Consider the following 26,538-nt stretch of genomic DNA (forward strand, 5'->3'; position numbering starts at 1 on the left):
CCCAGTCCGCCCGAGTCCCCGAGCCGATGCGACCAGCCCTCGCACCGGCTGCTGTCATTGCGAAAGGCGGTCCATGGACAAGAAATCGCTGACTGCGGTTGCTCGGCAACAACTCAAGTTGGCCAGCACCGCCACGAGCGGACGTAGTTCGCAGACGATCTACGGCGGTCACGCGAACACGTTGCGCCAGACCGTGGTCGGCCTCAGTGCGGGCCAGAGCCTGGCCGAGCACGACAACGCGGGCGAGGCCACCCTGCTCGTGCTCAGCGGCACGCTCACCCTGATCAGCGGCGCCAACGAGTGGAAGGGCTCGACCGGCGACCTGCTGGTGGTGCCCAAGGCCAGGCACAGCGTCAAAGCCGTCGACGACGTGGCCTTCCTGCTGACAGTCGCCAAGTAGTAGCCGGGAGCCCGTGCCGCCTGCTCGGTGATCTTGGTACGGGCATTAGGCTCTTGGCTATGAGCGAGCCGCAGTCGATTCTTGAACCGCTCACGCCGGCCGCGATCTTCCTCGTGGCCACCATCGACGAGGGCGGCGAGGCGGTTGTGCGGGACACGCTCGCCGATATCGCCGGACTGCGCCGCTCGGTCGGCTTCCGCATTCCCGGCGCCGGGCTCAGCTGCGTCACCGCGATCGGCTCCGCAGCCTGGGATCGGCTCTTCGCCGGGCCCAAGCCCGCCGAACTGCACGAGTTCCCCGGCTTCGTCGGCGCACAGCACCGTGCCCCCGCGACGCCGGGCGATCTGCTGTTCCACATCCGGGCACAGAATCAGGACGCCTGCTTCGAACTCGCCATGACCATCGGCGACCGGCTGGCGGGCGCGGCCACCATCGTGGACGAGACCATCGGCTTCCGCTACTTCGAACAGCGCGACCTGCTCGGGTTCGTGGACGGCACGGAGAACCCCGAGGGTCAGTCGGCCTACGCGGCCGCGCTGGTCGGCGACGAGGATCCCGAATTCCGCGGCGGCAGTTACGTCATCGTGCAGAAATACCTGCACCCGCTGGCGGACTGGCGGGCGCTGACGGTCGAGCAGCAGGAAAAGATCATCGGCCGTACCAAGCTGGACGATTTCGAGCTCTCCGACGCGGACAAGCCGGCGGACTCGCACGTCGCGGTGAACACCATCGTCGACGCCGACGGCACCGAACGCGAGATCCTGCGCGCCAACATGCCGTTCGGCAGCGTCAAGGACGGCGAATTCGGCACCTACTACATCGCGTACGCGGCCACGCCCAGCGTCACCGAGCTGATGCTGACGCGCATGTTCGTCGGCACCGAAGAAGCGGCCTACGACCGCATCCTCGATTTCTCCATCGCGGTCACCGGCACTTCGTTCTTCGCGCCGACCGTCGATTTTCTCGAAGAACTTCCCCCACCGCCGGACGACACCGCAGCAGCAGAAGACGTGCAGCCCAACGACATCGGCGCTGGCTCACTCGGTATCGGCACGTTGAAAAGGAGCAGGCAGTCATGAACAACCTCCATCGCGAACTCGCGCCGATCACCGACGAGGCATGGTCGGCGATCGAGGAAGAGGCGACGCGCACCTTCAAACGGCATATCGCGGGCCGCCGCGTCGTGGATGTGTCCGGCCCGCACGGCTTGGACTACGCGGCCGTCGGCACCGGGCACACCAGCTCGATCGCGCCGCCCGCCGATGGCGTGCTCGCCCGCCAGCGCGTGGTCGCGCCACTGGTCGAGTTGCGGGTGCCGTTCCGGTTGTCCCGCGAGGAACTCGACAACGTGGAACGCGGCGCCAAGGACACCGATCTGGATCCGGTGAAGGACGCCGCGCAGAAGATCGCCTTCGCCGAGGACCGGGCCATCTTCGAGGGCTACCCGGCCGCGAATATCGCCGGCATCCGGGCCAGTTCGACCAACCAGGCGATCGCGCTGCCCAGCGATCCGCGCCAGGTGCCGGAGTCGGTGGCGCTCGCGTTGAGCGCGCTGCGCCTGGCGGGCGTCGACGGGCCGTACTCGGTGCTGTTGAGCGCGGACCTGTTCACGGCGGTCAGCGAGACCTCCGATCACGGGCACCCGATCCGCACCCACATCGAACGCCTCATCCCGGACGGCGAGATCATCTGGGCGCCCGCCATCGACGGCGCGTTCGTGCTCACCACCCGCGGTGGCGACTACGACCTGCGGCTCGGCCAGGACCTCTCCATCGGCTATCTGTCCCACGACGCCGAGTCGGTGCAGCTGTACTTCCAGCAGAGTCTCACCTTCCTGGTGTACACGGCCGAGGCCGCGGTCGCGCTCGAATCCTGAGCCGCGCGCGGGCACAGCGGCGCGGTAGCGTGTGCCGCAGCACAGCCGGACACAGGTGAGGTGAGCGATGACGACGGTGCGCGCGGGCGTGGTGCCGGCTCAGCGGGCGGCGCTCTACAGCGCGCTCGCCGTCCTGGTGACCGCCGGACTGTGTGCGGGGGTGGTCGCGCTGTTCGGCGTCAACCGAGTGTTCACCGGGTTGCTTGCCGGTGCGGTCGCCGGGATCGCGGTGGCCGTCGCGCTGTTCACCCGGGACGCCGTCGTGCTCACCGAGCGCGCGATCTACCGGCGCACGCCGTGGACGCGGTCGAGCATCGACTGGGATCGGGTGGTCGCCGGGCGCTTCGCGCTCGACGACCGGGCCAGGTGGTCGCTCGCGCTCGATCTGACCGATGGCGCGGAACGCCACGGCGAACTGGTGCTGCTGGCCATCCCGCCGGTGCTCGGCCCGGTGTCCGGCGCCTACGACCTGCGTAAGCGGGAGCAGGTCAACGAGATTCGCGCCCTGCTGCGCAGCAAGCGGGTGCCGATCACCATCCTGCCGGAGATCGCCGGCGCGCTGCAGCAGCACTGGCGGATAGCGCCCCCGACGCACTGACCTGCTCCCCAGTCCGCACTGCGCCGGTCCTCACTGCGCCTGGTCGAGCACCCGCGCCGCGGCACTGCGCAGCGCGACCAGGTCGCCGGGCCAGCCGAGCACTCGCAGCGCGGCCTCCGGAATCGTCCGTTCGGCCTCGACGGGCGCTTTGCCCTCGTCCGAACGAATATTGATCACCGTCTCCACCAGCCGGAACGGCAGCGCCGCCGCACCGACGACGCCGGCGCCCGCACCCGCGGCCAGCACCGCGGCGGCCAAATTCTCGTAGTGTCCGCGTAGTTCGTCGCGCCGCAACCGGAACGCGGCGAACCGTGCGGTGCGCAGCTCCGGAAGCAGGTACAGCGCACCGAGATTCCAGCGGGACGCGCAGAGTTGCCGGACGTCGAACCAGGCGAGGGCGTACAGGCGGGTCGCAGGCGGGGCCGACACGTTCCCCAGTCGCTCGGCGAGTTCCAATGGGGCAGCTATGGTTTCGGCAAGCAGCGCATCGAGGATGTCATCCTTGGCGGCGAAGTGGTGATACAGCGATGCCTGACGGATCCCGACCGCGTCGGCGACCACACGGGTGGAGGTGTTCGCGTAGCCATTGGTAGTGAAGAGTTCCCCGGCGGCATCCAGGATCTCGGCGCGCGGCGTCTGGCCGCGACGACGTCGCTGCTCCACCCGAGGACGGCCGGGGCCGAGGTTTGCCACACGTCCATTCTGGCAGGTCGTCACAGGTCGATCCGCCGCGGTACACCGCGGGACAGGCAGCGGAGAGGTTTCTGTCATTCGATAGAAACCTCGGCAACGCAGTTGTTACGGGGGTTGCCGCAAGAGATACATGCGGGTCACCGGAAACGCGATCGCCACCGCAAAACTGTCATCTGATAGGTATTGGCCGCTCGCCGAAGGACCCTCATGGCCACAACATTCGCTCCCCCGCCGCCGCCCGACACCAGCCGTGACGGCGCCGACCTCGCCCGGTTCGGCTACCAACCCGTGCTGCATCGCAAGCTGGGCCGCTACGCCTCGTTCGCGGCAGGCTTCTCGTTCGTCTCCATCCTCACCACGATCTTCCAGTTCTTCGGCTTCGGCTATTCGTTCGGCGGCGCCGCCTTCTTCTGGACCTGGCCGCTGGTCTTCGCCGGACAGTTCCTCGTCGCGTTGAACTTCGCCGAACTCGCTGCGCGCTACCCCATTTCGGGCTGCATCTACCAGTGGTCGCGTCGTCTCGGCGGCGAGCTCGTCGGCTGGTTCGCCGGCTGGATGATGGTCATCGCGCAGATCGTGACGGCCGCCGCGGCCGCCATCGCGTTGCAGGTGGTGCTGCCGACGATCTGGCACGGATTCCAGATCATCGGCACCGACACCGCGCTCACCTCGTCCTCCGGCGCGACCAACGCCGTGCTGCTCGGCAGCATCCTGCTGGTGTGCACGACCACGATCAACGTGCTCGGCATCGACCTCATGTCGCGGATCAACTCGATCGGCGTCACCGTCGAGATCGTCGGCGTGCTCGCGATCATCGCGCTCTTCTTCACCCACACCGAGCGCGGGCCCGGCGTGGTGCTGGACACCACTCAGGCGGTGCCCGGCTCGTACCTGGCCGCCTTCTTGGTCTCCGGGCTGATGGCCGCGTACGTCATGGTCGGCTTCGATTCCGCCGGTGAGCTTTCCGAGGAGACGAAGAATCCGCGCCGGGTGGCGCCGCGCACCATCCTGACCGCGCTCGCGGTCTCCGCGTTCGGCGGCGGGCTGCTGCTGATCGGGGCGTTGATGGCCGCGCCGAGCCTGTCCGACGGCTCGCTGGCCACCGACGGGCTGGCCTACGTGCTGACCTCGAAGTTGGACAGCCCGGCGGGCAAGGTGCTGCTCGGCTGTGTCGCGGTGGCGATCACCGTGTGCACGTTGGCGATTCAGACCGCCGGATCGCGGCTGATGTTCTCGATGGCCCGCGACGGCAAGCTGCCGTTCGCCGCGCGGGTCGCCGCGGTCCATCCCCGTTTCGGCACTCCGGTGCTGCCCGCCGTGATCATCGGCGTGCTCGGGATCGCGCTGCTGGTACTGAATCTCGGCAATGCCGCGATCTTCGCGACCCTGGCCAGTGTCTGCATCGTCACGCTCTACCTGGCCTATCTTTTGGTCACGGTGCCACTGCTGGTACGCCGGTTCCGGGGCATGCCCGCCGACGAACCCACCGAGCAGCGGCTGTTCAGCCTGGGCCGCTTCGGGATTCCGGTGAACGTGCTCGCTGTGCTGTGGGGCGTCGCGATGGCGGTGAATCTGGCCTGGCCCCGCGCCGAGGTCTATACGCCGAACGGCGGCAGCTGGTGGATGCGCTGGGCCGCACCGCTGTTCGTGCTGGTGGTGATCGCCGTCGGCGTGCTCGTCCACCGAATGGTCACCGGCACCCTGCGCTCCGCCGAGAACCAGGAAACCGCAACGCCTTCCGCATGAGCCCCGGCGCGGTGGTGGTGCTTGCCACCACCACCGCGCAGGCGGACATCGGTAGGACCGCACCCATCGAAGGGAGCAATCATGACCAACACCGCATCGACCTCCGGTGCCAGAGCACACGCACGCGCACAGGCCGCCGCGGCGACGCTCGCCGAACCGGATCTGCCCGTCGGCATCGATCCGGCGAGAATCACCTTCGCCCAGCGTGTTCCGCCCCAGGGCTACGCCGGTCTCGTGCTCGGCCGGGGCACCCGAATCCGGCTGACCGACCCGGCTGGCGCCGCGTGCGCGCACCTACTGCTCCTGCGCGCCGAAGCACCGTGGGAGCGGCTGAACGTCGCCGACACCGTCAAGGTGCCGTGGCAGGCCTATCTCGGCGACGGTCATCCGCTCCTGTCCGACCAGGGACGCATCCTCGCCACGGTGCTCGCCGATACGTCGGGCAGGCACGACACCCTGTGCGGCCCGACTGCCGAGGCACGGCAGCTGTTGCGCCTGGCGGGGGCCAAACACGGTCTGGCGCCGCGCGATATCGGCCCGACCGTGTCGTTCTTCCGTGGCGTCCGGGTGGCCGCCGACGGCGCGCTGACCGCCACCGGCAGCGCCGCCCCCGGCTCCTCGGTCGAGCTGCTGCTGCACCTGCCGGTGACGCTGCTCGTCGCCAACGCCACCCATCCGCTCGACGACCGCGCGGCCACGGACCTCGATGTCGTGGCCTGGAGTGCGCCCGCGGATCTCGCCGTATCGCACAGCACCGACCCGGAATACCAACGGGCCGTGCAGAACACCGAACAGGCCTGGACGGCCGCGCGGACACCGGAGGCAGCGCAATGAACACCACCCCGTCCCGTCGCACGGTGCTCGACGAAATCGTGCCCGCGCGCTCGCCCTGGTCCGCGGTGGTGGCCGCAGGCGATCACCTGGAGATCATCGACCTGCACGGCAATCAAGCCGTCGACTGCCTGCTGTACTCGGCCGCCGATCACACCGATCGCTACAGCGCGCAGGCCACCGTCGCCGCGCAGCGCAACATCTTCCTCACCACCGGCAGCGTGCTGCGCACCGACGCGGGCACCGCGCTGATGACCGTCGTCGCCGACGAGGTCGGCAACCACGACACCATCGCGGGCGCCTGCTCGCAGGAGTCGAACACGCTCCGCTACGGACACCACACCCGGCACCAGCACGCCTGCGTGGAGAACTTTCTCACCGCGGCGCTGTCCTGGGGTCTGGGCAAGCGCGACCTGGTGTCGAACATCAACTGGTTCATGAACGTTCCGGTGGAAGCCGACGGCACGCTCGGCATCGTCGACGGATTGTCCGCGCCGGGCAAGAAAGTCACGCTGCGCGCGGAGATCGACACCCTGGTCCTGGTCTCCAACTGCCCTCAGATCAACAACCCCTGCAATGGTTTCGATCCGACGCCGGTGCGCATGGTGGTGACCCGATGAGTACTGCGGCCGCACCCGCGCTCTCGCGCGGCGGCGACGATACGGTCACCGCTTCCGCCCCGCCCGCCCGGCCGACGGTCGAGGTGGTGCGTCCGGGAATGCTTACGACAGTGCAGGATTGGCCGGGCCGGGTCGGCTACTGGCATATCGGCGTCCCACCGTCCGGCCCGATGGACGACCTGTCGTTCCGGCTCGGCAATCGCGTCCTCGGCAACGCCGAGGGCGCGCCCGGCCTGGAATGCACGCTCAGTGGTCCCGCCCTACGGTTCGCGACCCCGACGTGGGTGTGCGTCACCGGCGCGCCGGCCGACGTGACGGTGGACGGGGCGCCGATCGAGCAGTGGCGGGCCGTGCGGGTCCCGGCCGGTGGCGTCCTCGACGTCGGCGCGGTTCGAGGCCCGGGCATGCGCACCTACATCCTGCTGAGCGGCGGTCTCGAAGTGCCCGAATATCTCGGTAGCGCAGCAACTTTCACCCTCGGCCGATTCGGCGGCAGCGACGGCAACGCCCTGCGCGCCGCGACGGTGCTGTCGCTCGGGGCACCGAGTGACCGGATCACCACCGCCGTGCCCATGGAGGAGCAGCCGGTGCTCACGCACCGCTGGGAACTCGCCGTGACCGAAGGCCCGCACGGCGCACCGGAATTCTTCACCCGCACGGACTTCGACACCATCATCGGCACCGACTACACGGTGCACTTCAACTCCGATCGCACCGGCGTCCGCTTGGTCGGGCCCAAACCGGAGTGGGCCCGCTCCGACGGCGGCGAAGCCGGCCTGCATCCGTCCAACATCCACGACACCCCGTATTCGGTCGGCGCACTAGACTTCACCGGGGACACCCCGATCCTGCTCGGTCCCGACGGCCCCAGTCTCGGCGGTTTCGTCTGCCCGGTCACCGTGGTCGCGGCCGACCGCTGGAAACTCGGGCAGCTCGCCGCGGGGGACACCGTCCGGTTCGTGCTCATCCGCAGCGATCGCGCCGCCTCCGTCCGCGAACTGGGTCCGGCCCGCCGGGCGAACTGGCAGACGGTGTTCTCCGCGGGCGGCGACGGCGACGACGGCGTGCTCCGCCGCACCGACGTGGACGACGAGACCGGTGTCACCTATCGCCGCGCGGGCGACGACGCGGTACTCGTCGAATACGGCACGATGACACTGGATCTCGCCCTCAGGGCCCGCGTGCATGCCCTGCACCAGCACCTGCTCGCCGCCGCGGTGCGCGGCGTGACCGAGCTGACGCCGGGGATTCGCTCGCTCCAGATCAGGGTGGATCCGCAGGTCCTGCCCATACCGCACTTGCTCGCACTGCTCGCCGAGGCCGAACGGCACCTGCCCGCAGCCGACGAGTTGGTCGTGCCCAGCCGGACGGTGCACCTACCGCTGTCCTGGGACGATCCGGCCACCCGCGAGGCCATCACCCGGTACATGCACGGGGTGCGGGCCGACGCTCCGTGGTGTCCGTGGAACATCGAGTTCATTCGCCGCGTGAACGGATTGGATTCGGTCGCAGACGTTTACGACACCGTCTTCGACGCCGAATATCTCGTGCTCGGCCTCGGCGACGTCTACCTCGGCGCGCCGGTCGCCACCCCCACCGATCCCCGGCACCGTCTGGTCACCACCAAGTACAACCCGGCTCGCACCTGGACGCCGGAGAACGCCGTCGGCATCGGCGGCGCCTACCTCTGCATCTACGGCATGGAGGGGCCGGGCGGCTACCAGTTCGTCGGCCGCACCACGCAGGTGTGGAACCACCACGCGGGCCGGCACACCGGCCGTCCCGGGGCGGATCGCGATCCTTCGGGTGCGCAAACCCCTTGGCTGCTGCGCTATTTCGACCGCATCCGGTGGTATCCGGTGAGCGCGGACGAATTGCTGGACCTGCGAGCGGATTTCGCGGCGGGCAAGGTCGAGGTGCGAGCCGAGGACGGCGAGTTCCGCCTCGCCGAGCACCGCGGTTTTCTCGCCGCGCACGAGGATTCGATCGCCGCCTTCCGCGCGACGCAGGCAGCCGCCTTCGCCGCCGAACGCGACTCGTGGCGACGGGCCGGCGAACTCGCCGCCGGGTAGCGGACTACCAGCCGAAAAGCTCCGCCATCTCGATCGATTCGTCGTCCCACGCACGCTCGATCGCCACGCGCTCGCCCTCCGGCAGTTCGGGTGCCCAACCACAGCGACGCCAGAAGTCTTCCCGATGCTCCTGGCTGAGCGGTCTCGGTTTCTCCATGCTGTACCTCACCGACGATCCTGCTCCCCCGATTGTGGGCCTGCTCCGGCGACGACATGCCGGAACAGGCCCACAGACTTCGGTTTTCAGCGCAGGTCGCGGAAGAACTCGCGAATATCGGTGGTGAGCAACACGGGTTCCTCCATGGCGGCGAAGTGGCCGCCGCGATCGACATCGTGCCAGCGGGTGATGTTGTGCTCGGTCTCGGCGTACTTGCGGATGCCGATGTCATGGGCGAAGACCAGCGCCGCGGTCGGCACGCCGGAGCTGGGTTTCGTCTCGCCCCAACCGCCTTCCTGCGCGTAGCCGACGTAGGCGGACGAGCCCGCGGTGCCGTTGAGCCAGTACAGCATCACGTTGGTCAGCAGCCGGTCGCGATCGATGATCTTGTCCGGGTCGATGTTTCGCGGATGCGTCCACTCGCGGAACTTGTCCATGATCCAGGCCAGCTGTCCCACCGGCGAATCGACCAGCCCGTAGGCCAGCGTCTGCGGCCGGGTGGACTGGATCGAGATGTAGCCGAACTCCTCCTGCATGAACGCCTCGATCCGGGCGATCCGATCCCGTTCGATCTCGCTCAGGCTCGCCAGTTCCGCTTCGGCGAGCGGCAACGGCGGCATCGGGCCGGGCCCGCCGTTGACGTGCACGCCCGCAACGTTTTCCGGTGCGACCCGGCCCACCTCGGGGCTCACCGCGGCGCCGATATCACCGCCCTGCACGCCGTAGTGCTCGTAGCCGAGCCTGCGCATGAGTTCGGCCCAGGCCCCGGCGATCCGCTCGACCGTCCAGCCCGCTTCGGTGACCGGACCCGAGAAGCCGAAGCCCGGCAGCGACGGAATCACCAGGTGGAAAGCGTCTTTCGGATCACCGCCATGCGACCGCGGATCCGACAGCGGCCCGATCACGTCGAGGAACTCGACCACCGAGCCCGGCCAGCCGTGCGTCATCAGCAGCGGCAGCGCGTCCGCCTCGGGCGAGCGCACGTGCAGGAAGTGGATGGTCTGCCCGTCGATCTCGGTCAGGTACTGCGGGTAGGAGTTGAGCCTGGCCTCCGCGGCCCGCCAGTCGTATCCGGTGCGCCAGTAGTCCACCAGCCCGCGCAGCCAGCTCGTCGGCACGCCGGTGTCCCAGCCGTCGCCGGGCAGCGGGGCAGGCAGCCGTGCGCTGTCGAGCCGGGTGCGCAGGTCATCGAGCTGCTGTTGGGGGATGTCGATGCGGAATTCGCGGATCTCGTTGCTCATGAAATAGACGTTAGAGCGCACCTAGGACAACTTCTGCCCTAGCTTTCGCGCATACTCGAATTCATGTTGGAAACTTCCGCCCGACTGCTTCGCCTGCTCTCCCTATTGCAGACGCCGCGCGACTGGACCGGCACCGAACTGGCCGAACGCCTCGAGGTCGACGTGCGCACCGTCCGGCGTGACATCGACAAGCTGCGCAATCTCGGCTATCCCGTGGATGCCACCGCAGGTGTCGCGGGATACCGGCTCGGGGCGGGCGCGAAACTGCCGCCGCTGCTACTCGACGACGACGAGGCGGTGGCCGTCGCGATCGGGTTGCGCACCGCGGCGGGCGGCACCATCACCGGTATCGAGGACAGCTCGCTGCGGGCGCTGACCAAACTCGAGCAGGTACTGCCGTCCCGCCTGCGGCACCGGGTGAACCTGCTGCAATCGGTCACCGTCACGGTGGCCGCGGGCGGGCCGACCGTCGACCCGGACACGCTCACCGCGATCGCGGGCGCGATCCGGGACAACCACCGGCTCCGGTTCGACTACCGAAGCCACGACGGCACAGCGTCTTTGCGGACCACCGAGCCACATCGCCTGGCGCACACCGGACGGCGCTGGTACCTGATCGGCTGGGACGTCGACCGCGCGGACTGGCGCACCTACCGGGTCGACCGGCTGCATCCCCGGATCCCGACCGGTCCGCGCTTCACCCCGCGCGAGGGGCCCGACGCGGACCTGTCCGGCTATCTGACGCAGGGCGTGACGAATTCGCCGTATCGGTATTCCGCACGCGTCACGCTCCGCGTCCCCGCCGAGGTCGCGGTAGAACGCATTTCCCCGACGGTCGGCGTCGTCGAAGCGATCGACGCCGAATCGTGCACACTGCGCGTCGGCGGCAACTCACTCGATGAAATGGCCATCTATCTGGCGACTTTCGGCTTCCCGTGCCATGTGCACGAACCACCGGAACTCGTCGCTCATGTCCGCACGCTCGCACAGCGCTTGCACGAGTCCGTCGACTGACCTCGAGCACGGCCGCACTGTTCGGCCCCGGCGGCGCTGCTGCTCGACGGATCACGCGGCGACGTTCACACCACGATCACTGTTTTGCCCTGGGCATGCCCGTCGATGACGTGCTGGACCGCGGCCGCGGCCTGCGCCAGCGGATGGTGCTGCTCGACCAAGGGGCGCACCTTGCCCGCGGCGACGAGGTCGGCGAGATATTCGAGGTCGCTTCGTTGCGGGCGCATGAGGTGCACCGCGATCCGCTGGCGCACGACCAGGTTGGCCAGCATCATCTTTCCCATCCAGACAACGGGCCCTGCCCAGTTGCCGCCGGGTGCGCCCGCGGACGAGACGAACACCCCCTTCGGGGTGAGCACGCGACGACAGTCCCGGAGCCTCCGATTGCCGACGAGGTCGAGCAGCACGTCGTAGCGCGTCTCGCCGGCGGTGAAATCGGCTGCGGTGTAGTCGATCACGTGGTCCGCGCCGAGCGTCCGGACCGCCGCGAGGTGGCGGGTGCTGCACACCGCGGTCACCTCCGCGCCGAGCGCCTTGGCGAGTTGGACCGCGAACGTGCCGACACCGCCGGAGGCGCCGTTGATCAGAACGCGCTGCCCGGCCCGCAGACGCCCGGCGTCGCGCAGACCCTGCAACGCCGTCATGCCCGAATCCGGCACGGCGGCAAGCTCTTCGAAACTCGCCCCAGTCGGCGCCGGGGCGAGGCGCTGCGCGCAGACGCAGGCGTACTCGGCGAAAGCACCCGACCCGACCTGGCCGAAAACCCGGTCCCCACGCCGGAATCCGGCGACACCCGCACCGACCGCGACCACCTCGCCCGCCAGGTCGTGCCCGATCACCGGATCCTTGGGCCTGCGCAGCCCGAATCCGAGGCGCAGCAGATATGGCGTGCCGGTGAGCAAGTGGGCGTCGCCCTGACACACCGCCGCGGCCCGGACCCGGACCAGCACCTCACCCGCGCGCGGGTTCGGCCGGGCGACCCGCTCGATCCGGAGCACCTCGCCGGTGCCGTAACGCGGTGCGACGACCGCTGCCATCTCGGCGACTTCCGCGTTGGGGCTCTTGATCTCGGACATAGATTTCCTCGCTGGAACGGAGACTTACAGCGTAAGTCGCTCGCCTCGGACGGTACGCTTACACCGTAAGTACGTCAACCGAGAGGGCCCATGCCCAAGCCAACCGCCGCCCGCGCGCCGCTGAACCGCGAAAAGGTGCTGCGCGCCGCCCTCCGCGTCGCCGACGAGCAGGGGCTCGCCGCGCTGTCCATGCGCAAGCTGGCCCACCTGCTCGGCGTCGAGGCGATGTCGCTGTACAACCACGTCGCCAACAAGGACGACCTGCTCGACGGCCTCGCCGATCTGGTGATCGCCGAAATGGCCGTGCCCGCCATCGGCGGCGATTGGAAGGCGGCCATGCGCGCCCGCGCGACCTCCGCGCACGAGGTGCTACGGCGGCACCCGTGGGCCACCGGACTCATCGGCTCCCGCCTGAACGTGGGCCCGGCCATGCTGCGCTACATCGACGCCACCGTCGGCTGCCTGCACGCCGCGGGCTTCTCGTATCAACTCGCCGACCGCGCCTGGAACGCAATGGACAGCCACATCTACGGCTTCACCATGCAGGAGTCGAACTTTCCACTCCAGCCCGACGAGTACGCTTCCGCCGCAGCGCATTTCCTGCCACGGATACCGGCGGATCAGTTCCCGTACATGAACGCGCTGTCCCAGCTCGTGATCGAGGGAAAGCACACGGGGATAGCGGATTTCGACTTCGGCCTGGACCTTATCCTCGATGGGCTGGAACGCCTGCTCGCCGCGTCGGACCCGCGGCCGCGCGAAATCAGTCGACGCCCGCCGTCGCCTCGGGATTGACCGTGTCGCGCACGATGCGCAGCGCGGTGACGAACCCCGTCAGCTGCTCAGGGGTCAGCAACCCGGTCAACCAGCGGTCCACCGCGACCAGATAGTCGGGCAGCACCTCGGTGAGCCGCTGCGCGCCCGCCGCGGTGAGCACCGCGTAGGCGCTGCGCCGGTCACCGGGATCGAGTTCCCGTTCGACCAGCCCGGCGCGGGTGAGCCGGTCGACCAGCCGGGTCACGCCGCTGGTGGACAGCGCGGCCTGGGTCGCCAGGTCGGACATGCGCAGTCGCCGGTCCGGCGAACGGCTCAGGCGCATCAGCGCATTCAGGTCCATGCCGGATAGGCCGTGCGCCCGCCAGGTCGGCTCCAGCCTGGCGACCACGCCCGCGTGCGCCTCGAACAGCAGCCCCATCGTGGTCAGCCGGGGGTCGTCGAACAGGTCCATACCGCCAACCTACCGCAAGTAGTTGACACAGGGATAGTTGACACGAGGAATACACCGTTGTAGAAATATGCCTCCGCATTATTCCTCGCAGCAACTAATGGAGTATCGATGTCTGACACCACCCACTGGGTCGCCGGCTTCCGTTCCGCGGTCATCAGCCCCTACGAGCAGGTCAAACTCGCCGAATCGCGGGCATTCGCCGACGAGACCGTCCGCCAGGTACTACACCTGGCCGGTGGCGGTGACCAGCTCCGGATCCGGCTGACCAACTTGTTCGGACGGGACGCGCTGACCATCGGCGCCGCACGGGTCGCGCTGCGCAAAGCGGGCAGCGCGATCGTCACCGAAACCGATGTCGCACTGCACTTCTCCGGTGCGGAGCAATCGGCGATTCCGGCGGGTGGCGAACTCGTCAGCGATCCGGTCGCGCTGACCGTCGCACCGGGAGACGACCTGATGCTCAGCCTGTACCTGCCCGAACCGACCGGACTCGCGACCTTCTCGCACCAGCCCTCCGAAATCGCTTACATCGCAACCGGAAATGTCGCCTCCGTGCCGGAACTCAATGGCGCGCAGACGTTTCCGGCGCGCTTCTTCGTCTCCGGCGTGGACGTGTCCGCGCCGGTGGGCACACCGGTCGCCGTGGCGTTCGGCGACTCCTGGTTCGAAGGCGTCGGCACGACCATGAGCGCGAACCGCCGCTCGGTGGACGTATTGAACAGCAGACTCGACCGCGGCTGGGCGGTCAATCAGGGCATCGCCGGAACCCGCTTGCTCACCAACGAGATCGGCACACCCGGGCTGGCACGCTTCGACCGCGACGTACTGGCCGTTCCCGGGGTGTCGGCGGTGCTGGTCAACTTCGGCATCAACGACCTCATCCTCGGCGGCATGTCGGGCGAGCCGCCCGCCACCGCGGACGAGCTGATCGCGGGCTTCACCACGCTGGCCCGCCGCGCCCGCGCCGCGGGCCTGACCGTGCACGCAGGCACCATCGGCCCCTACGCCGGCGTCATCTACCCCGGCATGCCCGTCGCCGAGACCGTGCAGACCCGTCGTGCGGTCAACGAATGGCTGCGCACCACAGACGTTTTCGACACAGTCTTCGATGTCGCGAGCGCCGTGGAAGATCCAGCTCGGCCGGACTTCATCCGCCCCGACTACGACAGCGGCGACGGCATGCACCTCAACGACGCGGGTGCCAGGGCCATGGCCGAAACCATCGACACCAGCGCCCTGTTTCGCTGAGCCGAGCACGAGAATCGTTGCGCCGCAGGTACAACGACTTCGATCACCCCTGAGGCAGGTCGCCGGCCGCCTTGATCGCCAGATCCAGCGCGCCGTCGACCGCATCCTGGAAAGTCTTGTCCGCTCGCATCGCCGCCCGTCCTCCCGCGAACAGGGCGCCGCACAGTCCACCGACCAGTATCGCGGCCCGCACCTCGTCCAGTTCGGCCGGGAACGCCTCGGCCAATGCCCGCGCCAGGCGATCTTCCACTTCGAACAAGCGCTGCAGAGTGGCGGCGCGCAACGACGGGACCGACATCAACAACCGGATCCGGGTCGCCTCGAGTGCGCCCGACGGATCGCGGGGACCACCCGCCATTTCGCGCAGCATCGCCCGCATCGCCTCGGCGAGCACCGCACCGACTTGCGCGTCCGCCGGCCGCGCCGCGATCGATGCGAGTCCGACATCGAGCAGGCCACCACCCTCGGCGAAGAGCACCGCCTCCTTCGTCGGGAAGTGGTTGAAGAAGGTGGCAGGCGAAACATCCGCTGCCGCAGCGATTTCGGTAACCGTCGTGGCGTCATAGCCGCGTGTCTCGAACAGCCGGTAGGCCGCCTCGGCGATCGCGGTCCTGGTCCGCCGTTTCTTGCGTTCACGCAGCCCCGGTTCACCCATGCCGGAAGCTTACTATATCGACAATAAAGTTATAGTTGCTAGAACTTTAGAGTGACTCTAGTCTTATGGCATGTGCGGAATCACCGGATGGGTCTCCTTTCAGCGAGACCTCTCGACAGCGAACAACTCCATCGACGCGATGACGGCCACCATGGCGTGCCGCGGACCCGACGGCTCCGGCACCTGGGTCGCGCCGCACGTTGCGTTCGGACACCGGCGGCTCGCCATCATCGACCTGGCCGGCGGCACGCAGCCGATGACGATCGAAACGCCGGATGGCGTTGTCGCCATGGTCTATTCAGGAGAGGCCTACAACTTTCGCGAACTACGCGAGGAACTGCGTGCCCGCGGGCAGCGCTGCACCACCGCCTCCGACACCGAAGTCGTGTTGCGCGCCTACCTCGAGTGGGGCACGGCCTTCGCCGAGCGACTAAACGGGATGTACGCCTTCGCCCTCTGGGATGCGCGGACCGAGCGGCTGGTGCTGGTGCGAGATCGCCTCGGCATCAAGCCTTTCTACTATTATCCGACCGAGGACGGTCTGCTGTTCGGCTCCGAGCCGAAGGCGATCCTCGCCAATCCGTTGGCGGACAGATCGATCGGCCTCGACGGGCTGCGCGAATTGTTCGTCGTCAGCGTGCGCCCAGAAGGATCGGCGTGGACCGGGATGCGTCAGGTGCCCCCGGGTTCGGTGGTGACCGTCGATCGCGCCGGACTACGCACCACCGCCTACTGGACATTGCGCACGCTCGAACACGGGGACGACCGCGCCTGCACCGTACGGACCATCCGGGACCTACTCGAGGACGTCGTTGCACGGCAACTGGTTTCGGATGTGCCGCGCTGCATGCTGCTCTCCGGCGGGCTCGACTCGTCCGCGCTGACCGCCTTGGCCGCCGCCCATTTGCGCGGCACCGGCGAGCAGGTGCGCAGCTTCAGTGTCGAATTCCAGCAGCAGGACGAGGATTTCGTGCCGGACGAGTGGCGGGCGACGCTCGACGCGCCCTTCGCTCGGGCCGTCGCCGAACATTCCGGCACCCACCACCGGGATATCCGGCTCGACAGCGCGGCGCTCGCCGACCCGGCCGTCCGCGCCGCAGTGGTCACCGCCCGTGATCTGCCGACCGGGCACGGCGATACCGACGCGTCACTTCATCTGCTGTTCAAAGCAATTCGGGAACATTCGACCGTCGCCCTGTCCGGAGAGTCCGCGGACGAGGTCTTCGCGGGCTACCGCTGGTTCCGGACCGCCGCCGAGCACGGCCTGACCACCTTCCCCTGGCTCGCCGTGCTGCCACCGGAGTTCGCGCAGCGCACCAGATTGCTCGATCCCGACCTGACCGCGGCCCTAGATCTCGACACCTATCTCGCGGACAGTTTCGCGGACGCGATCGCCGAGGTCGCGCGACTGGACGGTGAGAGCGACCTGGAGTTCCGGATGCGACAGGTGTCCCACCTGCACATCACTCGGCTGCTGCGCACCCTGCTCGACCGCAAGGATCGGATGAGCATGGCGGTCGGCCTCGAAGTCCGGGTGCCGTATTGCGATCACCGGCTCGTCGAATACGTCTACAACGCCCCCTGGTCACTGAAGACGTTCGACGGCCGGGAGAAGAGCCTGCTCCGTGCCGCCACCGCCGACACACTGCCCCGCTCGGTGGTCGAACGCGTGAAGAGCCACTACCCGATCACCAAGAACCTCGACTACGTCACGGCCCTCATCCACCAATCCGCCGACCTGCTCGCCACCCCCGGCCACCCCGTCTTCGGCCTCTACGACCACGACGCCGTCACCAAAGCCGTCGACCGTCCCGCCGCCCACCTCACCGAACCCGACCGCTTCGACCTCGAACAACTCCTCGACTTCGCGATCTGGCTCGACCACTACAACCCCCACTTCACCTGAGCGAGGTCAAGCCGCGTAGGACTATTCGGAGGCCGGTGCGGTATTCGTCGTCGGGGGTGACGGTTCGAGCTTGGGTGGCGGTGTCGGCCAGGAGAGGGAAGGTTTCGGGGTCCAGGGCGGCCATGGTGGCGGTGCCTCGGCCGGACAGGGCGGCGTAGTGCTCGTTTTGCAGGGCGCCCAGGAGGAAGGCGACGAGCGTGCGTTGGGCTATCACGCGGTCAGGGCCGGTGAAGCCGGCACGGGTCAGGACGGCCAGCATCGCTTCGATCACGCGCAGGGACGCGGGCGACGATTGCCGGTGTCGCAGCACCAGCGGCACGGTCTCGGGGTGGCGCGCGACGGCCGCGCGAACGCGATCCAGCAGCGCGGTCAGCGCCTCCTGCCAGGGGGCGGCGGGCGGCGACGTGGTGTCGATCGCGGCGTAGATGTGGTCGACGACCAGCACTTCGAGTGCCTCGCGGTCGGCGACGTAGCGATAGAGCGCCATCGTGGCCACGCCGAGTTCCTTGGCGACCGCGCGCATCGTCAGCGCGGCCAGGCCGTCGCGGTCGAGCACCGCGAGGGCGGCGTTCGCGAGATCTGCGGTGGTCAGTGAGCGCGGACGGGGCATGGGTTGACAGCGTACAAGGTACGCGCATACTGGACTTAGGCGTACGCCGTACACCTACGAAAGGAAACCCATGCCCCTGCCGACCACCGTCGCCGATCGAGTGCTGACCACCGTCACCGACCGGCAGGTCTACCTACCCGATCCGAACCGCCTGATCCACTTGCAGTTTCGCCGCTTCGCCGGGTGTCCGGTGTGCCATCTGCACCTACGCTCGATCGTCACCAGGCACGACGAGATCACGGCCGCGAACATCCGCGAGGTCGTCGTTTTTCATTCCAGCGCAACAGAACTGCGCAAATACACCGAGGGGCTCCCGCTGGACTTCGTCGCCGATCCCGGCAAACAGCTCTACCGAGACTTCGGCGTCGAGTCCTCGCCGCGCGCACTGCTCGACCCGCGCGGCTGGCCCGGCATCGTCCGCGGCCTGACCAGCGCCGCGGTAGCCACCCTGCGCCACCGGCAACCCACTCCCCCGACCAAACCCGAAGGTGGCAGCCTGGGCCTGCCCGCCGACTTCCTCATCGCGCCCGACGGCCGAGTCCTGGCCGCGAAACACGGCACGCACGTCGACGACCAATGGTCCGTGGACGAACTGCTCGCCCTGGTCCCGGCACGAAAGCCGCTGTCCTGAACGGGAAACCGCCGGTGCAGTGCGTCGAGAGCACTGCACCGGCGTCGGTTTTCGGTCCTACTCGGCGATGACGATCTTCACCTCGGGGTCGGCCGCGTCGGTGGCCTCGGCCGGGGTGACGAACCAGTGCGAGACCTCGTTGTCGGCGAGATCGCCGGCGAGATCGTCCGACGGGAGCACCGACAGGGCGCCCGCGGTGGCAGCGGCCAGGAACTCGAGCATCGCGGCGCGGCCGGACCCGGCCGTGGTGTACGTGGTCGACTCGTAGTCGAGCGCGTACTCCTCGCGGACATGCTCGGCCTGGGCCAATGCCTCCGTCTGGCTGATCGCGAGGACACCGTCGCCGGCCGGGACGACGAAGGCCGGATGATCTTCGCCGAGCGGCCGGACCCGGTCCGCGTAGGACACCGGATGCGACGCCGCCGCGGCCAGTTCGGCCTGGACGTCGGCCGGCACCAGCCAGCGAATCGGGCTGTCCGACACCGGGTCCGGGCCGATACCGAAGGTGGCGCCCGCCGCGACCAGGTCGGCCACGGCGAGATCGCCCGCGAACAACAGTGCCGCACCGGCCTTCTGCACTGCCCATGCCGCGACCACCGCGTCCAGCGAACGCGGCAACGCCACCGCGACGACATCGCCCGGTCCCGCACCACGATCGATGAGCACCCGCGCCAGTTGCGAGGAACGTCGATCCAGTACGTGGTAGGCGATTTCGTCGCCGTCGGCGAGCACCGCGGGCGCCTCCGGATCCTCCTCGACGACCTCGGCGAGCACCTTGGCGACCGTCTGCGCGCCGACCCTGGCCGCGGTGTCCGGGGTGGAAACCGTTGCCGTGATGCCGGATTCGGTGAGCAGGCGGGCTCGTTCGCCGGCATCGAGGATGTCGATGTCGCCGACGAGCGCGTCCGGATCGCCGAGCAGCGCCTCCAGTACCCGGATCAGCCTGGCGGACAGGGTTTCCACCTCGTCCGCGGTGAACCGGCTGCCCAGGTACTTGAGCGTCAGCTCGATCGTCGCCTCGGCGGTCACCAGCAGGGTCAGCGGGTAGTGCGTGGCGTCGTTGACGCCGACACCGGTGACCGACATGCCGTCGATGGAGCTGGCGGCCGAAATGGCTTCCTTGTCCATCGGATACGACTCGAACACCAGCAGCGTGTCGAACAGCGCTCCGGTACCCGCCACCCGCTGGATGTCGGTGAGGCCCACGTAGTGGTGCTCGAGCAGGTCGGCCTGATCGTGCTGCAACCGCTCGAGCAGCTTGCCGATGCTCTGGCGATCATCGATGCGCAGCCGCACCGGCAGCGTGTTGATGAACAGGCCGACCATTGATTCCACGCCGGGCAGCTCAGCCGGTCGACCGGAGACGGTGGCGCCGAACACCACATCGCCACGACCGGTGAGCCGTCCGAGCAGGATGCCCCATGCCGCCTGCACCAGCGTGTTCACCGTGACGCCCAATTCCGCGGCGTGCTTGGTGAGTTGGCGGGTGCGGTCGGCATCGATCTCGGTGACCTGCTTGCCGATCTCGTACTGCTCGGCCGAACGCGGTTGCGGCGCAAGCTGCGTCGGCTCGGTGACGCCGTCGAGCGCATTCGCCCACGCCCGCAGCGACGCCTCGCGGTCGCGCCCGGCCAGCCAGCCGAGGAAGTTGCGGTAGGACGCCACCCGCGGCAGCGCGCTCTGCTCACCGCGAACCGCGTACAGCACCAGCAGATCCCGCATGAGCAGCGGCATCGACCAGCCGTCCAGCAGGATGTGATGGGTGGTGATCGCCAGGTGCCACTGCGCTTCGCCGGAACGGAACAGGGTGAACCGCAGCAGCGGCGGCACCGCCATGTCGAAGTGCGTCGCCTGGTCGGCCGCCACCTGCCTGCGCAGTTCGGCGGTCCGCTGGTCGGCGGGCAGCTCGGTGAGATCCACCTCGCGCCACGGCGCTTCGATCCGGTCGAGCACCACCTGCACGGCCTGTCCGTCGGAATCGGTGACGAACGCGGTGCGCAGGTTGGGGTACCGGTCGACGATGCTCTGCGCGGCCGCGTGCAACCGCTCGACATCCAGTGCGCCGCCGAGGTCGACCACGGCCTGCATGGTGTAGACGTCGACCGTCGCCTGGGTCATCATCGCGTGGAACAACAGTCCGGACTGCAGCGGCGAGAGCGGCCACACCTCGGCGAGCGCCGGGTACTTGCGTTCCCACTGCTCGATATCGGCCTGACCGACCCGCACCAGCGACATGTCCGACGGCGTGAAACCGCCCGCGTCCGGCCGCTGCGCGTGCGTGGCCAGCGCGGTGAGCGCGGCGACCCAGAGGTCGGCGAACTCCTGCACCTGTGCGCGAGTCAGCAGCCCGTTCGGGAAGGCGAAGGAGGCACCTAGTTCCGGGCCGTCCGCGCCGTCGGTGACGATCGCATTGATATCGATCGTCGCGTTGGCGGGCATGTCCAGATCCATCTCGCCGTCGAGCTGACCGAGGTCGGCCACCGGCACCCAGCCGATTTCGGCGAGCTGCTCGGGGATCTCCCCGGCCGACATCCGGCCCAGGTAGTTGAAACTGATCTGGCCCGCGCCGCCCAGTCGCTGCCCGGTGGCCGCGTTCAGGTACCGCAGCAAACCGTAACCGAGGCCCTTGTCGGGCACCGAAAGCAGCTGCTCCTTGACCGATTTCACGATCTCGCCCAGCGCGGCCCCGCCGGCGAAGGCGTCGGTGAGGTCGGCGCCGTGCAGATCGAGCCGGACCGGGTAGGCCGTGGTGAACCAGCCGACCGTGCGCGAAAGATCCGCACCCGGAACGACTTCCTCTTCACGGCCGTGGCCCTCGAGCTTGATCAGGGCCGAGTCCGCGTGCTGCCAGCGGGCGACCGCCATGGCCAGCGCGGACAGCAGACCGTCGTTCACACCGCCGCGGTACAGGCCCGGGATCGCGGTGAGCACCGCGTCGGTGACCGTCGCGGGCAGCGTGACCTCGACCCGTTCCACGGTGGCGAAGGTATCCACTCGAGGATCGAAGGCGCGCGTGCCGAGCAGCGGATCCGGGGTGTTCGTGACCTGCTGCCAGAACGGCAGTTCCGCGACCCGTGCGGGCGCCGCGGCCGCTTCGACCAGGCTGTGCGCCCAACGCCGCATCGAGGTGCCGTTGGCGGGCAACGCCACCTGCTGACCGGCGGCCAGCTGCGACCACGCGACCGCGAAGTCCGGGATCAGGATGCGCCAGGACACGCCGTCGACCACGAAGTGGTGCGCCACGATGAGCAACACATCACGCCGCTCGCCCGCAAAAGCGAACCAGATGAACTGCGCCATCACCGCGTTCGCCGGATCGAGCCGCCCGAGCGCGGCGTCGAACGCCGCACTGCCGACCCGCTTCAGCTCCGCGTCGTCGACGTCGGCCGCGAGGTCGACCCGATGCACCAGCGCGGAAACGTCGACCGCGCCCTGCGGCAACGCCTCGAACACCCACTGATCGGCTTGGCCCGGCTCGTCAGCGGTGTTGCGGCGCAACCGCGTCCGCAGCACGTCGTGGTGATCGAAGACCGCCGCGATGGTGCCGACCAACGTCTCCCGATCGATGCCGTCGGGCAGGCGCAGCGCCATCGTCTGCGAGAAGCGGTCGTAAGCCGAACCGCCACCGAGGATCTGGCTCATGATCGGCGTCAACGGAATCTCGCCGACACCGCCGCCGGGCAGCTCCTCGAGCTTCACCTGCTCCGAACCCGCACCGAAGGTGGCGATTTCGGCCAGCGAGGCGACACTGCGCCGCTCGAACACGTCGCGCGGCGAGAACACCACGCCCCGCGCCTTGGCCCGCGACACCAGCTGGATGGACAGGATGCTGTCGCCGCCGAGCGCGAAGAACGAGTCGTCCAAGCCGATCTGCTCGACGCCGAGCACCTCCGCGAAGACCTCGGCGATGACCGCCTCGATCTCGCTGGCGGGCGCCCGGAACTCGCGCGGCGCCAGCACCGGCTCCGGCAGTGCCTTGCGGTCGAGCTTGCCGACCGGGGTCAGCGGAATCTCGTCCAGCACCATGATCGCCGACGGCACCATGTGCGGCGGCAGGCTGCGCCCGGCGTACTCACCGAGCGCGGCCGTGTCGATCTCCCGGCCCGGCGCCGCGAGCACGTAGGACACCAGAATCGTGGCGCCCGCCGCGGTTTCGCGGCCCAGCGTGATCGAGAACTCGACGTCCGGATGACCGGCGAGCACGGTGTCGATCTCGCCGAGCTCGATCCGGAAACCACGGATCTTCACCTGGAAGTCCGAGCGGCCCACGTAATCCAGTTCCCAGCGCACCTCGGGCACCGCCGCATTGCCCGCCCGCTCGCCGGGTTCGGCGAACCAGCGCACCACGTCACCGGTGCGGTACATGCGGGCACCCTCGTCGCTCCACGGGTTCGCGACGAAGCGCTCCGCGGTGAGGTCGGGCCGGTTGTGATAGCCGCGCGCCACCGCGCCACCGGCGAGGTAGAGCTCACCGGCGACACCCGGCGGCACCGGGTTGAGGCGGTTGTCGAGGACCAGCGCCGACATGCCGCGCACCGGCAGACCGATGGTGACGTGCCGCCCCGGCGTCAGCGACGCGTAGGAAGAAATGATCGTCGTCTCGGTCGGACCATAGGCGTTGAAGTACTTCCGGCCCGGGTACCACTTGGCCAGCAGCTCCGGTGTGGTGACATCGCCACCGACAGAAGCGACTTCGAGCGCTTCCAGCCCCGCCGGGTCCATCGTGCCCAGCACCGCCGGGGTGATGATCGTGTGCGTCACCCGCTCGGTGCGCAGCAACTCCGCCAGATCCGGTCCACCGATGATGGTCGACGGCACGATCACCAGGGTGGCGCCGGTGTATGCGGCACACAGCCATTCGAGCACCGACGGGTCGAAGCTCGGCGAGCAGATGTGCAGGAACCGGTGGTGCGCCTCGAGCTGGTACAGATCGGTCGCGACACCGACCAGACCACCCATACCGGCGTGGGTCACGGTGACGCCCTTGGGCATACCGGTCGAACCCGAGGTGTAGATGACGTACACCGGATGCCGCATCGCCAGCGAGGCGATCCGATCGGCATCGGTCACCGACGCCGGGGACTGCGCCTCGATCGCCGCGTCCAGCGCGGGATCGTCCAGACGCAGCCATTCGACATCGCGGGGCAGCCGGTCCACGTACTCGTCTGCGGTGATACCGATGACCGCACCCGAGTCGTTCACCATGTGCCGCATGCGATCTTCGGGGTAGGTCGGGTCGATCGGCACGTGCGCGCCGCCGGCCTTGGCCACCGCCCAGAACGCCGCCACCATCTCGTAGGAACGCGGGAACGACAGCGCCACAATCCGTTCCGGACCGACGCCGCGGTCGATCAGCACCCGCGCCAGCCGCGACGAGTACTCGTCGAGCTCGCGGTAGGTGATCGAGCGACCCTGGTAGCGGATGGCGATCTGCTCCGGGTTCAGTTGCGCACCACGCTGCAGGAGGTCGGGCAGCAGCCCGGTGGCCATCACGTCTTCGCCGTGCACGTGGGTGAGCAGCTCGTACTCGGCCTCGTCCAGCAGCGGCAGGTCACCGATCGGGGTCTCCCGATCGGTGGCGATCGCGGTGAGCAGTCGGGTGAAGCGCTGCGCGAACACCTCCACGGTCGCGTCGTCGAACAGGTCACGGGCGAAGGAGAACTCCGCGTACATGCCCGCGGCGTCGGTGGCCGCGGCCTCCCGGATCGTCAGCGACAGATCGAATTTCGCCGTGTCCACGTCGAAATCGACCGCCGCGACCTGCAATCCGGGCAGCTCGAAGCTGGTCTCCGGCAGGTTCTCGAACGACAGCGCCACCTGGAACAGCGGATGCCGCGCGGTCGAACGCTCGGGGTTGAGCAGTTCGACCAGCCGCTCGAACGGCAGGTCCGCGTGCGCGAACGCCTGCAGATCCGCGTCCTTGGTGCGGGCGAGCAGGTCGCCGAAGGTCAGATCGCCCTCGACGTGCGAGCGCAGCACCAGCGTGTTGACGAACATGCCGATCACGTCGTCGAGTTCGGCCTCGCCGCGGCCCGCGATCGGGGTGCCGATCGCGATGTCGTCGGTGCCCGACATCCGTGCCAGGAACAGCGCCAGCGCGGCGTGCACGACCATGAACATGGTCGCGTTGTGTTCGCGCGCGATCTCGGTGAGCTGACGATGCAGCTCACCGTCGATCGGGAACACCACCCGGCCACCCGCGAACGACTGGGTCGTCGGGCGGGTCCGGTCGGCGGGCAGGTTGAGTTCGTCAGGCAGGCCGGCCAGCGCCGCCCGCCAGTACTCGGCCTGCTGCGAGATCAGGCTCGTCGCATCGGTTTCCGCGCCGAGCACGTCGCGCTGCCAGAGGCTGAAGTCCGCGTACTGCACCGGCAGCGGCGCCCAGCCCGGGGCCACCCCGGCCGAACGCGCCGCGTACGCGAGCATCACATCGCGGGTGAGCGGGCCCATCGACCAGCCGTCCGCGCTGATGTGGTGCGCGACGAACACGAGCACGTACTCCGCGTCGGTGACCCGGAACAGCTCGGCCCGCAACGGCACCTCGGTGGTGACGTCGAACCCGGCGGTGATCACGTCGATGATCCGCTGCCGGATGTCTTCGGCGGCCACCGTTTCCGGCGTCAGATCCGGCACCGCCTGTTCGGCGGGCAGGATCACCTGATGCGCGGCCCCGCCCTGTTCCGGGTAGACCGTGCGCAACGTCTCGTGCCTGCCGATGACGTCGGCGACCGCCAGCTGCAACGCCTCGACGTCGAGCTCACCGGTGAGCCGCACCGCGACCGGGATGTTGTTGACGGCCGAGGCGGTATCGAACTGGTTGAGGAACCACATGCGCTGCTGGGCCAGCGACAACGGAACCTGCTCCGGACGCGGACCGGCGACCAGGGCCTTGCGGCCCCCGGCACCGGCATGCTGTTCGACCTTGACCGCCAGGCCGGCCACCGTGGACGCCTCGAACAACATCCGCACCGGTACCCGGGAATCCAGCGCCGCACCGATACGCGCCGCGACCTGGGTCGCCAACAACGAATTACCGCCCAGACCGAAGAAATCGTCGTCCGCGCCGACCCGTTCGACACCGAGCACCTCGGCATACACCCCAGCCACGATCTCCTCGATCGGCGTCGACGGCGCACGGAACACCTGCGCCTCGAACTCCGGCTCCGGCAACGCCTTCCGATCCAACTTACCGTTCACATTCAACGGCAAACGATCCAAAACCACGAACGCCGACGGCACCATGTACGACGGCAAACCCGCACTCAGCGCCGACTTCACCCGCGCCACATCGACTTCACCGTCGGCAGGCACCAGGTAGGCCACCAGGCGATCACCGGTCTTCGGATCGGACTTCGCGATCACCGCCGTCTGTGCGATCTCGGGCAGCGCGAGCAGCGCCGCTTCGATCTCACCGAGTTCGATCCGGAAACCACGGATCTTCACCTGGAAGTCGGTGCGCCCCCGGTATTCCAGCTCGCCGGAACTGTTCCACGCCACGAGGTCACCGGTGCGATACATCCGCACACCGTGCTCGAACGGGTTGGCCACGAACCGATCCGCGGTCAGATCCGGGCGACCGAAGTAACCCCGCGCCAACTGCGCACCGGCCAGGTACAGCTCACCGGAGACACCGTCGGGCACCGGCTGCAACCGGGCGTCCAGCACGTACACCTTGCTGTTCCACTCCGGCGCACCGATCGACACCGAGGTCTGATCGTTGCGGGTCACCCGGTGGCTGGTGATCGACACCGCCGCCTCGGTCGGCCCGTAGAGGTTGAACAGCTCGGTACGCGAGTGCTCACGCACGAACCGCTGGGCCAGCGCACCCGGCAGCGCCTCACCGATCGCCAGGACCCGCCACAGCGAGTTCGGGAAATCACCCGCGGTGAGCGCGTCGAGCATCGAGGGAACGACGTGCAACGTGGTGACCCACTCC

General features: G+C 68.6%; 21 protein-coding genes. 13 read left to right on the forward strand and 8 right to left on the reverse strand.

Going from position 1 to position 26,538, the window contains the following annotated elements; translation table 11 throughout:
* Window positions 1–73 precede the first annotated feature (73 nt).
* From NBRGI_RS17755 to NBRGI_RS17770, 4 genes are all read left to right on the forward strand, one after another.
* Window positions 74–400: a cupin domain-containing protein gene (locus tag NBRGI_RS17755; protein ID WP_014988358.1), complete on the forward strand. Its 327-nt coding sequence runs from the start codon at window positions 74–76 to the stop codon at window positions 398–400.
* 59 nt (window positions 401–459) lie between these two features.
* Entirely contained in the window at window positions 460–1,479 is a 1,020-nt protein-coding gene (locus tag NBRGI_RS17760; protein WP_029897686.1) for a Dyp-type peroxidase, read from the forward strand.
* Window positions 1,476–2,276, forward strand: coding sequence for a family 1 encapsulin nanocompartment shell protein (locus NBRGI_RS17765; protein ID WP_029897687.1), 801 nt, complete (start codon window positions 1,476–1,478; stop codon window positions 2,274–2,276). Before NBRGI_RS17760 ends, NBRGI_RS17765 begins: the two co-directional genes overlap by 4 nt.
* A gap of 67 nt (window positions 2,277–2,343) precedes the next feature.
* The gene (locus NBRGI_RS17770) at window positions 2,344–2,874 is read left to right on the forward strand and encodes a hypothetical protein (protein ID WP_029897688.1); all 531 of its coding nucleotides are present in this window, start codon (window positions 2,344–2,346) and stop codon (window positions 2,872–2,874) included.
* Window positions 2,875–2,904: 30 nt separating this feature from the next.
* On the opposite strand, the gene NBRGI_RS17775 is transcribed toward NBRGI_RS17770, so the two are convergent.
* Window positions 2,905–3,567, reverse strand: a complete 663-nt coding sequence (locus tag NBRGI_RS17775; RefSeq protein ID WP_029897689.1) for a TetR/AcrR family transcriptional regulator — start codon at window positions 3,565–3,567, stop codon at window positions 2,905–2,907.
* Window positions 3,568–3,774: 207 nt separating this feature from the next.
* Between NBRGI_RS17775 and NBRGI_RS17780 the strand changes: the two genes are divergently transcribed.
* From NBRGI_RS17780 to NBRGI_RS17795, 4 genes are all read left to right on the forward strand, one after another.
* Complete coding sequence (locus tag NBRGI_RS17780; RefSeq protein ID WP_036559647.1) at window positions 3,775–5,313, forward strand: amino acid permease; 1,539 nt, start codon at window positions 3,775–3,777, stop codon at window positions 5,311–5,313.
* An 81-nt stretch (window positions 5,314–5,394) separates the two neighbouring features.
* A complete protein-coding gene (locus NBRGI_RS17785) occupies window positions 5,395–6,147 on the forward strand; it encodes a DUF1989 domain-containing protein (protein ID WP_029897691.1) in 753 nt (250 codons plus the stop codon).
* Window positions 6,144–6,764 (forward strand): urea amidolyase associated protein UAAP2, encoded by a 621-nt coding sequence (locus NBRGI_RS17790; RefSeq protein ID WP_029897692.1) that lies wholly within the window; start codon window positions 6,144–6,146, stop codon window positions 6,762–6,764. The genes NBRGI_RS17785 and NBRGI_RS17790 overlap by 4 nt, the downstream gene beginning before the upstream one ends.
* Window positions 6,765–6,862: 98 nt before the next feature.
* Complete coding sequence (locus NBRGI_RS17795; RefSeq protein ID WP_029897693.1) at window positions 6,863–8,836, forward strand: 5-oxoprolinase/urea amidolyase family protein; 1,974 nt, start codon at window positions 6,863–6,865, stop codon at window positions 8,834–8,836.
* 4 nt (window positions 8,837–8,840) lie between these two features.
* On the opposite strand, the gene NBRGI_RS48530 is transcribed toward NBRGI_RS17795, so the two are convergent.
* Both NBRGI_RS48530 and NBRGI_RS17805 read right to left on the reverse strand, forming a co-directional pair.
* Window positions 8,841–8,993, reverse strand: coding sequence for a hypothetical protein (locus NBRGI_RS48530; RefSeq protein ID WP_014988367.1), 153 nt, complete (start codon window positions 8,991–8,993; stop codon window positions 8,841–8,843).
* 86 nt (window positions 8,994–9,079) lie between these two features.
* Complete coding sequence (locus tag NBRGI_RS17805; protein ID WP_029897694.1) at window positions 9,080–10,234, reverse strand: epoxide hydrolase family protein; 1,155 nt, start codon at window positions 10,232–10,234, stop codon at window positions 9,080–9,082.
* 63 nt (window positions 10,235–10,297) lie between these two features.
* Between NBRGI_RS17805 and NBRGI_RS17810 the strand changes: the two genes are divergently transcribed.
* Window positions 10,298–11,248, forward strand: coding sequence for a helix-turn-helix transcriptional regulator (locus NBRGI_RS17810; RefSeq protein WP_029897695.1), 951 nt, complete (start codon window positions 10,298–10,300; stop codon window positions 11,246–11,248).
* Between the two features lie 65 nt (window positions 11,249–11,313).
* Here the strand turns inward: NBRGI_RS17810 and NBRGI_RS17815 are convergent, their stop codons facing one another.
* Window positions 11,314–12,324, reverse strand: coding sequence for an NAD(P)-dependent alcohol dehydrogenase (locus NBRGI_RS17815; RefSeq protein WP_036559650.1), 1,011 nt, complete (start codon window positions 12,322–12,324; stop codon window positions 11,314–11,316).
* A 90-nt stretch (window positions 12,325–12,414) separates the two neighbouring features.
* On the opposite strand from NBRGI_RS17815, the gene NBRGI_RS43915 reads away from it, so the two are divergent.
* Window positions 12,415–13,119 carry a TetR/AcrR family transcriptional regulator gene (locus tag NBRGI_RS43915; protein WP_029897697.1) on the forward strand — a complete coding sequence of 235 codons (705 nt, stop codon included), beginning with the start codon at window positions 12,415–12,417 and terminating at the stop codon, window positions 13,117–13,119.
* On the opposite strand, the gene NBRGI_RS17825 is transcribed toward NBRGI_RS43915, so the two are convergent.
* Complete coding sequence (locus tag NBRGI_RS17825; protein ID WP_029897698.1) at window positions 13,088–13,552, reverse strand: MarR family winged helix-turn-helix transcriptional regulator; 465 nt, start codon at window positions 13,550–13,552, stop codon at window positions 13,088–13,090. The two genes, NBRGI_RS43915 and NBRGI_RS17825, sit on opposite strands and share 32 nt — an antisense overlap.
* Window positions 13,553–13,660: 108 nt before the next feature.
* On the opposite strand from NBRGI_RS17825, the gene NBRGI_RS17830 reads away from it, so the two are divergent.
* Entirely contained in the window at window positions 13,661–14,800 is a 1,140-nt protein-coding gene (locus tag NBRGI_RS17830) for a GDSL-type esterase/lipase family protein (protein ID WP_029897699.1), read from the forward strand.
* Window positions 14,801–14,843: 43 nt separating this feature from the next.
* On the opposite strand, the gene NBRGI_RS17835 is transcribed toward NBRGI_RS17830, so the two are convergent.
* On the reverse strand, window positions 14,844–15,455 hold the full coding sequence (locus NBRGI_RS17835; RefSeq protein ID WP_029897700.1) for a TetR/AcrR family transcriptional regulator: 612 nt from the start codon (window positions 15,453–15,455) through the stop codon (window positions 14,844–14,846).
* Window positions 15,456–15,525: 70 nt separating this feature from the next.
* Here NBRGI_RS17835 and asnB point away from each other — a divergent pair, with 70 nt between their 5' ends.
* Complete coding sequence (gene asnB / locus NBRGI_RS17840) at window positions 15,526–17,361, forward strand: asparagine synthase (glutamine-hydrolyzing) (RefSeq protein WP_029897701.1); 1,836 nt, start codon at window positions 15,526–15,528, stop codon at window positions 17,359–17,361.
* On the opposite strand, the gene NBRGI_RS17845 is transcribed toward asnB, so the two are convergent.
* Window positions 17,354–17,971 carry a TetR/AcrR family transcriptional regulator gene (locus NBRGI_RS17845; RefSeq protein WP_029897702.1) on the reverse strand — a complete coding sequence of 206 codons (618 nt, stop codon included), beginning with the start codon at window positions 17,969–17,971 and terminating at the stop codon, window positions 17,354–17,356. The two genes, asnB and NBRGI_RS17845, sit on opposite strands and share 8 nt — an antisense overlap.
* A 70-nt stretch (window positions 17,972–18,041) precedes the next feature.
* Between NBRGI_RS17845 and NBRGI_RS17850 the strand changes: the two genes are divergently transcribed.
* A complete protein-coding gene (locus NBRGI_RS17850; protein WP_029897703.1) occupies window positions 18,042–18,602 on the forward strand; it encodes a peroxiredoxin-like family protein in 561 nt (186 codons plus the stop codon).
* Between the two features lie 57 nt (window positions 18,603–18,659).
* Here the strand turns inward: NBRGI_RS17850 and NBRGI_RS17855 are convergent.
* Window positions 18,660–26,538, reverse strand: a 7,879-nt coding sequence (locus NBRGI_RS17855) for a non-ribosomal peptide synthetase (RefSeq protein WP_036559664.1), incomplete at its 5' end; no start/stop codon positions are given.

The organism is Nocardia brasiliensis IFM 10847, from assembly GCF_000710915.1.
In the GTDB taxonomy this organism is placed as follows: domain Bacteria; phylum Actinomycetota; class Actinomycetes; order Mycobacteriales; family Mycobacteriaceae; genus Nocardia; species Nocardia brasiliensis_A.

Excerpts from the sequence above, each read along its gene's own strand:
- NBRGI_RS17815 (WP_036559650.1), bottom strand. The coding sequence starts at position 12,324 with ATGTCCGAGATCAAGAGCCCCAACGCGGAAGTCGCCGAGATGGCAGCG.
- NBRGI_RS17810 (WP_029897695.1), top strand. The coding sequence starts at position 10,298 with ATGTTGGAAACTTCCGCCCGACTGCTTCGCCTGCTCTCCCTATTGCAG.
- NBRGI_RS17835 (WP_029897700.1), bottom strand. The coding sequence starts at position 15,455 with ATGGGTGAACCGGGGCTGCGTGAACGCAAGAAACGGCGGACCAGGACC.
- NBRGI_RS17760 (WP_029897686.1), top strand. The coding sequence starts at position 460 with ATGAGCGAGCCGCAGTCGATTCTTGAACCGCTCACGCCGGCCGCGATC.
- NBRGI_RS17790 (WP_029897692.1), top strand. The coding sequence starts at position 6,144 with ATGAACACCACCCCGTCCCGTCGCACGGTGCTCGACGAAATCGTGCCC.
- NBRGI_RS17825 (WP_029897698.1), bottom strand. The coding sequence starts at position 13,552 with ATGGACCTGTTCGACGACCCCCGGCTGACCACGATGGGGCTGCTGTTC.
- NBRGI_RS17805 (WP_029897694.1), bottom strand. The coding sequence starts at position 10,234 with ATGAGCAACGAGATCCGCGAATTCCGCATCGACATCCCCCAACAGCAG.
- NBRGI_RS17845 (WP_029897702.1), bottom strand. The coding sequence starts at position 17,971 with ATGCCCCGTCCGCGCTCACTGACCACCGCAGATCTCGCGAACGCCGCC.
- NBRGI_RS17755 (WP_014988358.1), top strand. The coding sequence starts at position 74 with ATGGACAAGAAATCGCTGACTGCGGTTGCTCGGCAACAACTCAAGTTG.
- NBRGI_RS17850 (WP_029897703.1), top strand. The coding sequence starts at position 18,042 with ATGCCCCTGCCGACCACCGTCGCCGATCGAGTGCTGACCACCGTCACC.
- NBRGI_RS17780 (WP_036559647.1), top strand. The coding sequence starts at position 3,775 with ATGGCCACAACATTCGCTCCCCCGCCGCCGCCCGACACCAGCCGTGAC.
- NBRGI_RS17785 (WP_029897691.1), top strand. The coding sequence starts at position 5,395 with ATGACCAACACCGCATCGACCTCCGGTGCCAGAGCACACGCACGCGCA.
- NBRGI_RS17830 (WP_029897699.1), top strand. The coding sequence starts at position 13,661 with ATGTCTGACACCACCCACTGGGTCGCCGGCTTCCGTTCCGCGGTCATC.
- NBRGI_RS17770 (WP_029897688.1), top strand. The coding sequence starts at position 2,344 with ATGACGACGGTGCGCGCGGGCGTGGTGCCGGCTCAGCGGGCGGCGCTC.
- NBRGI_RS17795 (WP_029897693.1), top strand. The coding sequence starts at position 6,863 with ATGCTTACGACAGTGCAGGATTGGCCGGGCCGGGTCGGCTACTGGCAT.
- NBRGI_RS17765 (WP_029897687.1), top strand. The coding sequence starts at position 1,476 with ATGAACAACCTCCATCGCGAACTCGCGCCGATCACCGACGAGGCATGG.
- NBRGI_RS48530 (WP_014988367.1), bottom strand. The coding sequence starts at position 8,993 with ATGGAGAAACCGAGACCGCTCAGCCAGGAGCATCGGGAAGACTTCTGG.
- asnB (WP_029897701.1), top strand. The coding sequence starts at position 15,526 with ATGTGCGGAATCACCGGATGGGTCTCCTTTCAGCGAGACCTCTCGACA.
- NBRGI_RS43915 (WP_029897697.1), top strand. The coding sequence starts at position 12,415 with ATGCCCAAGCCAACCGCCGCCCGCGCGCCGCTGAACCGCGAAAAGGTG.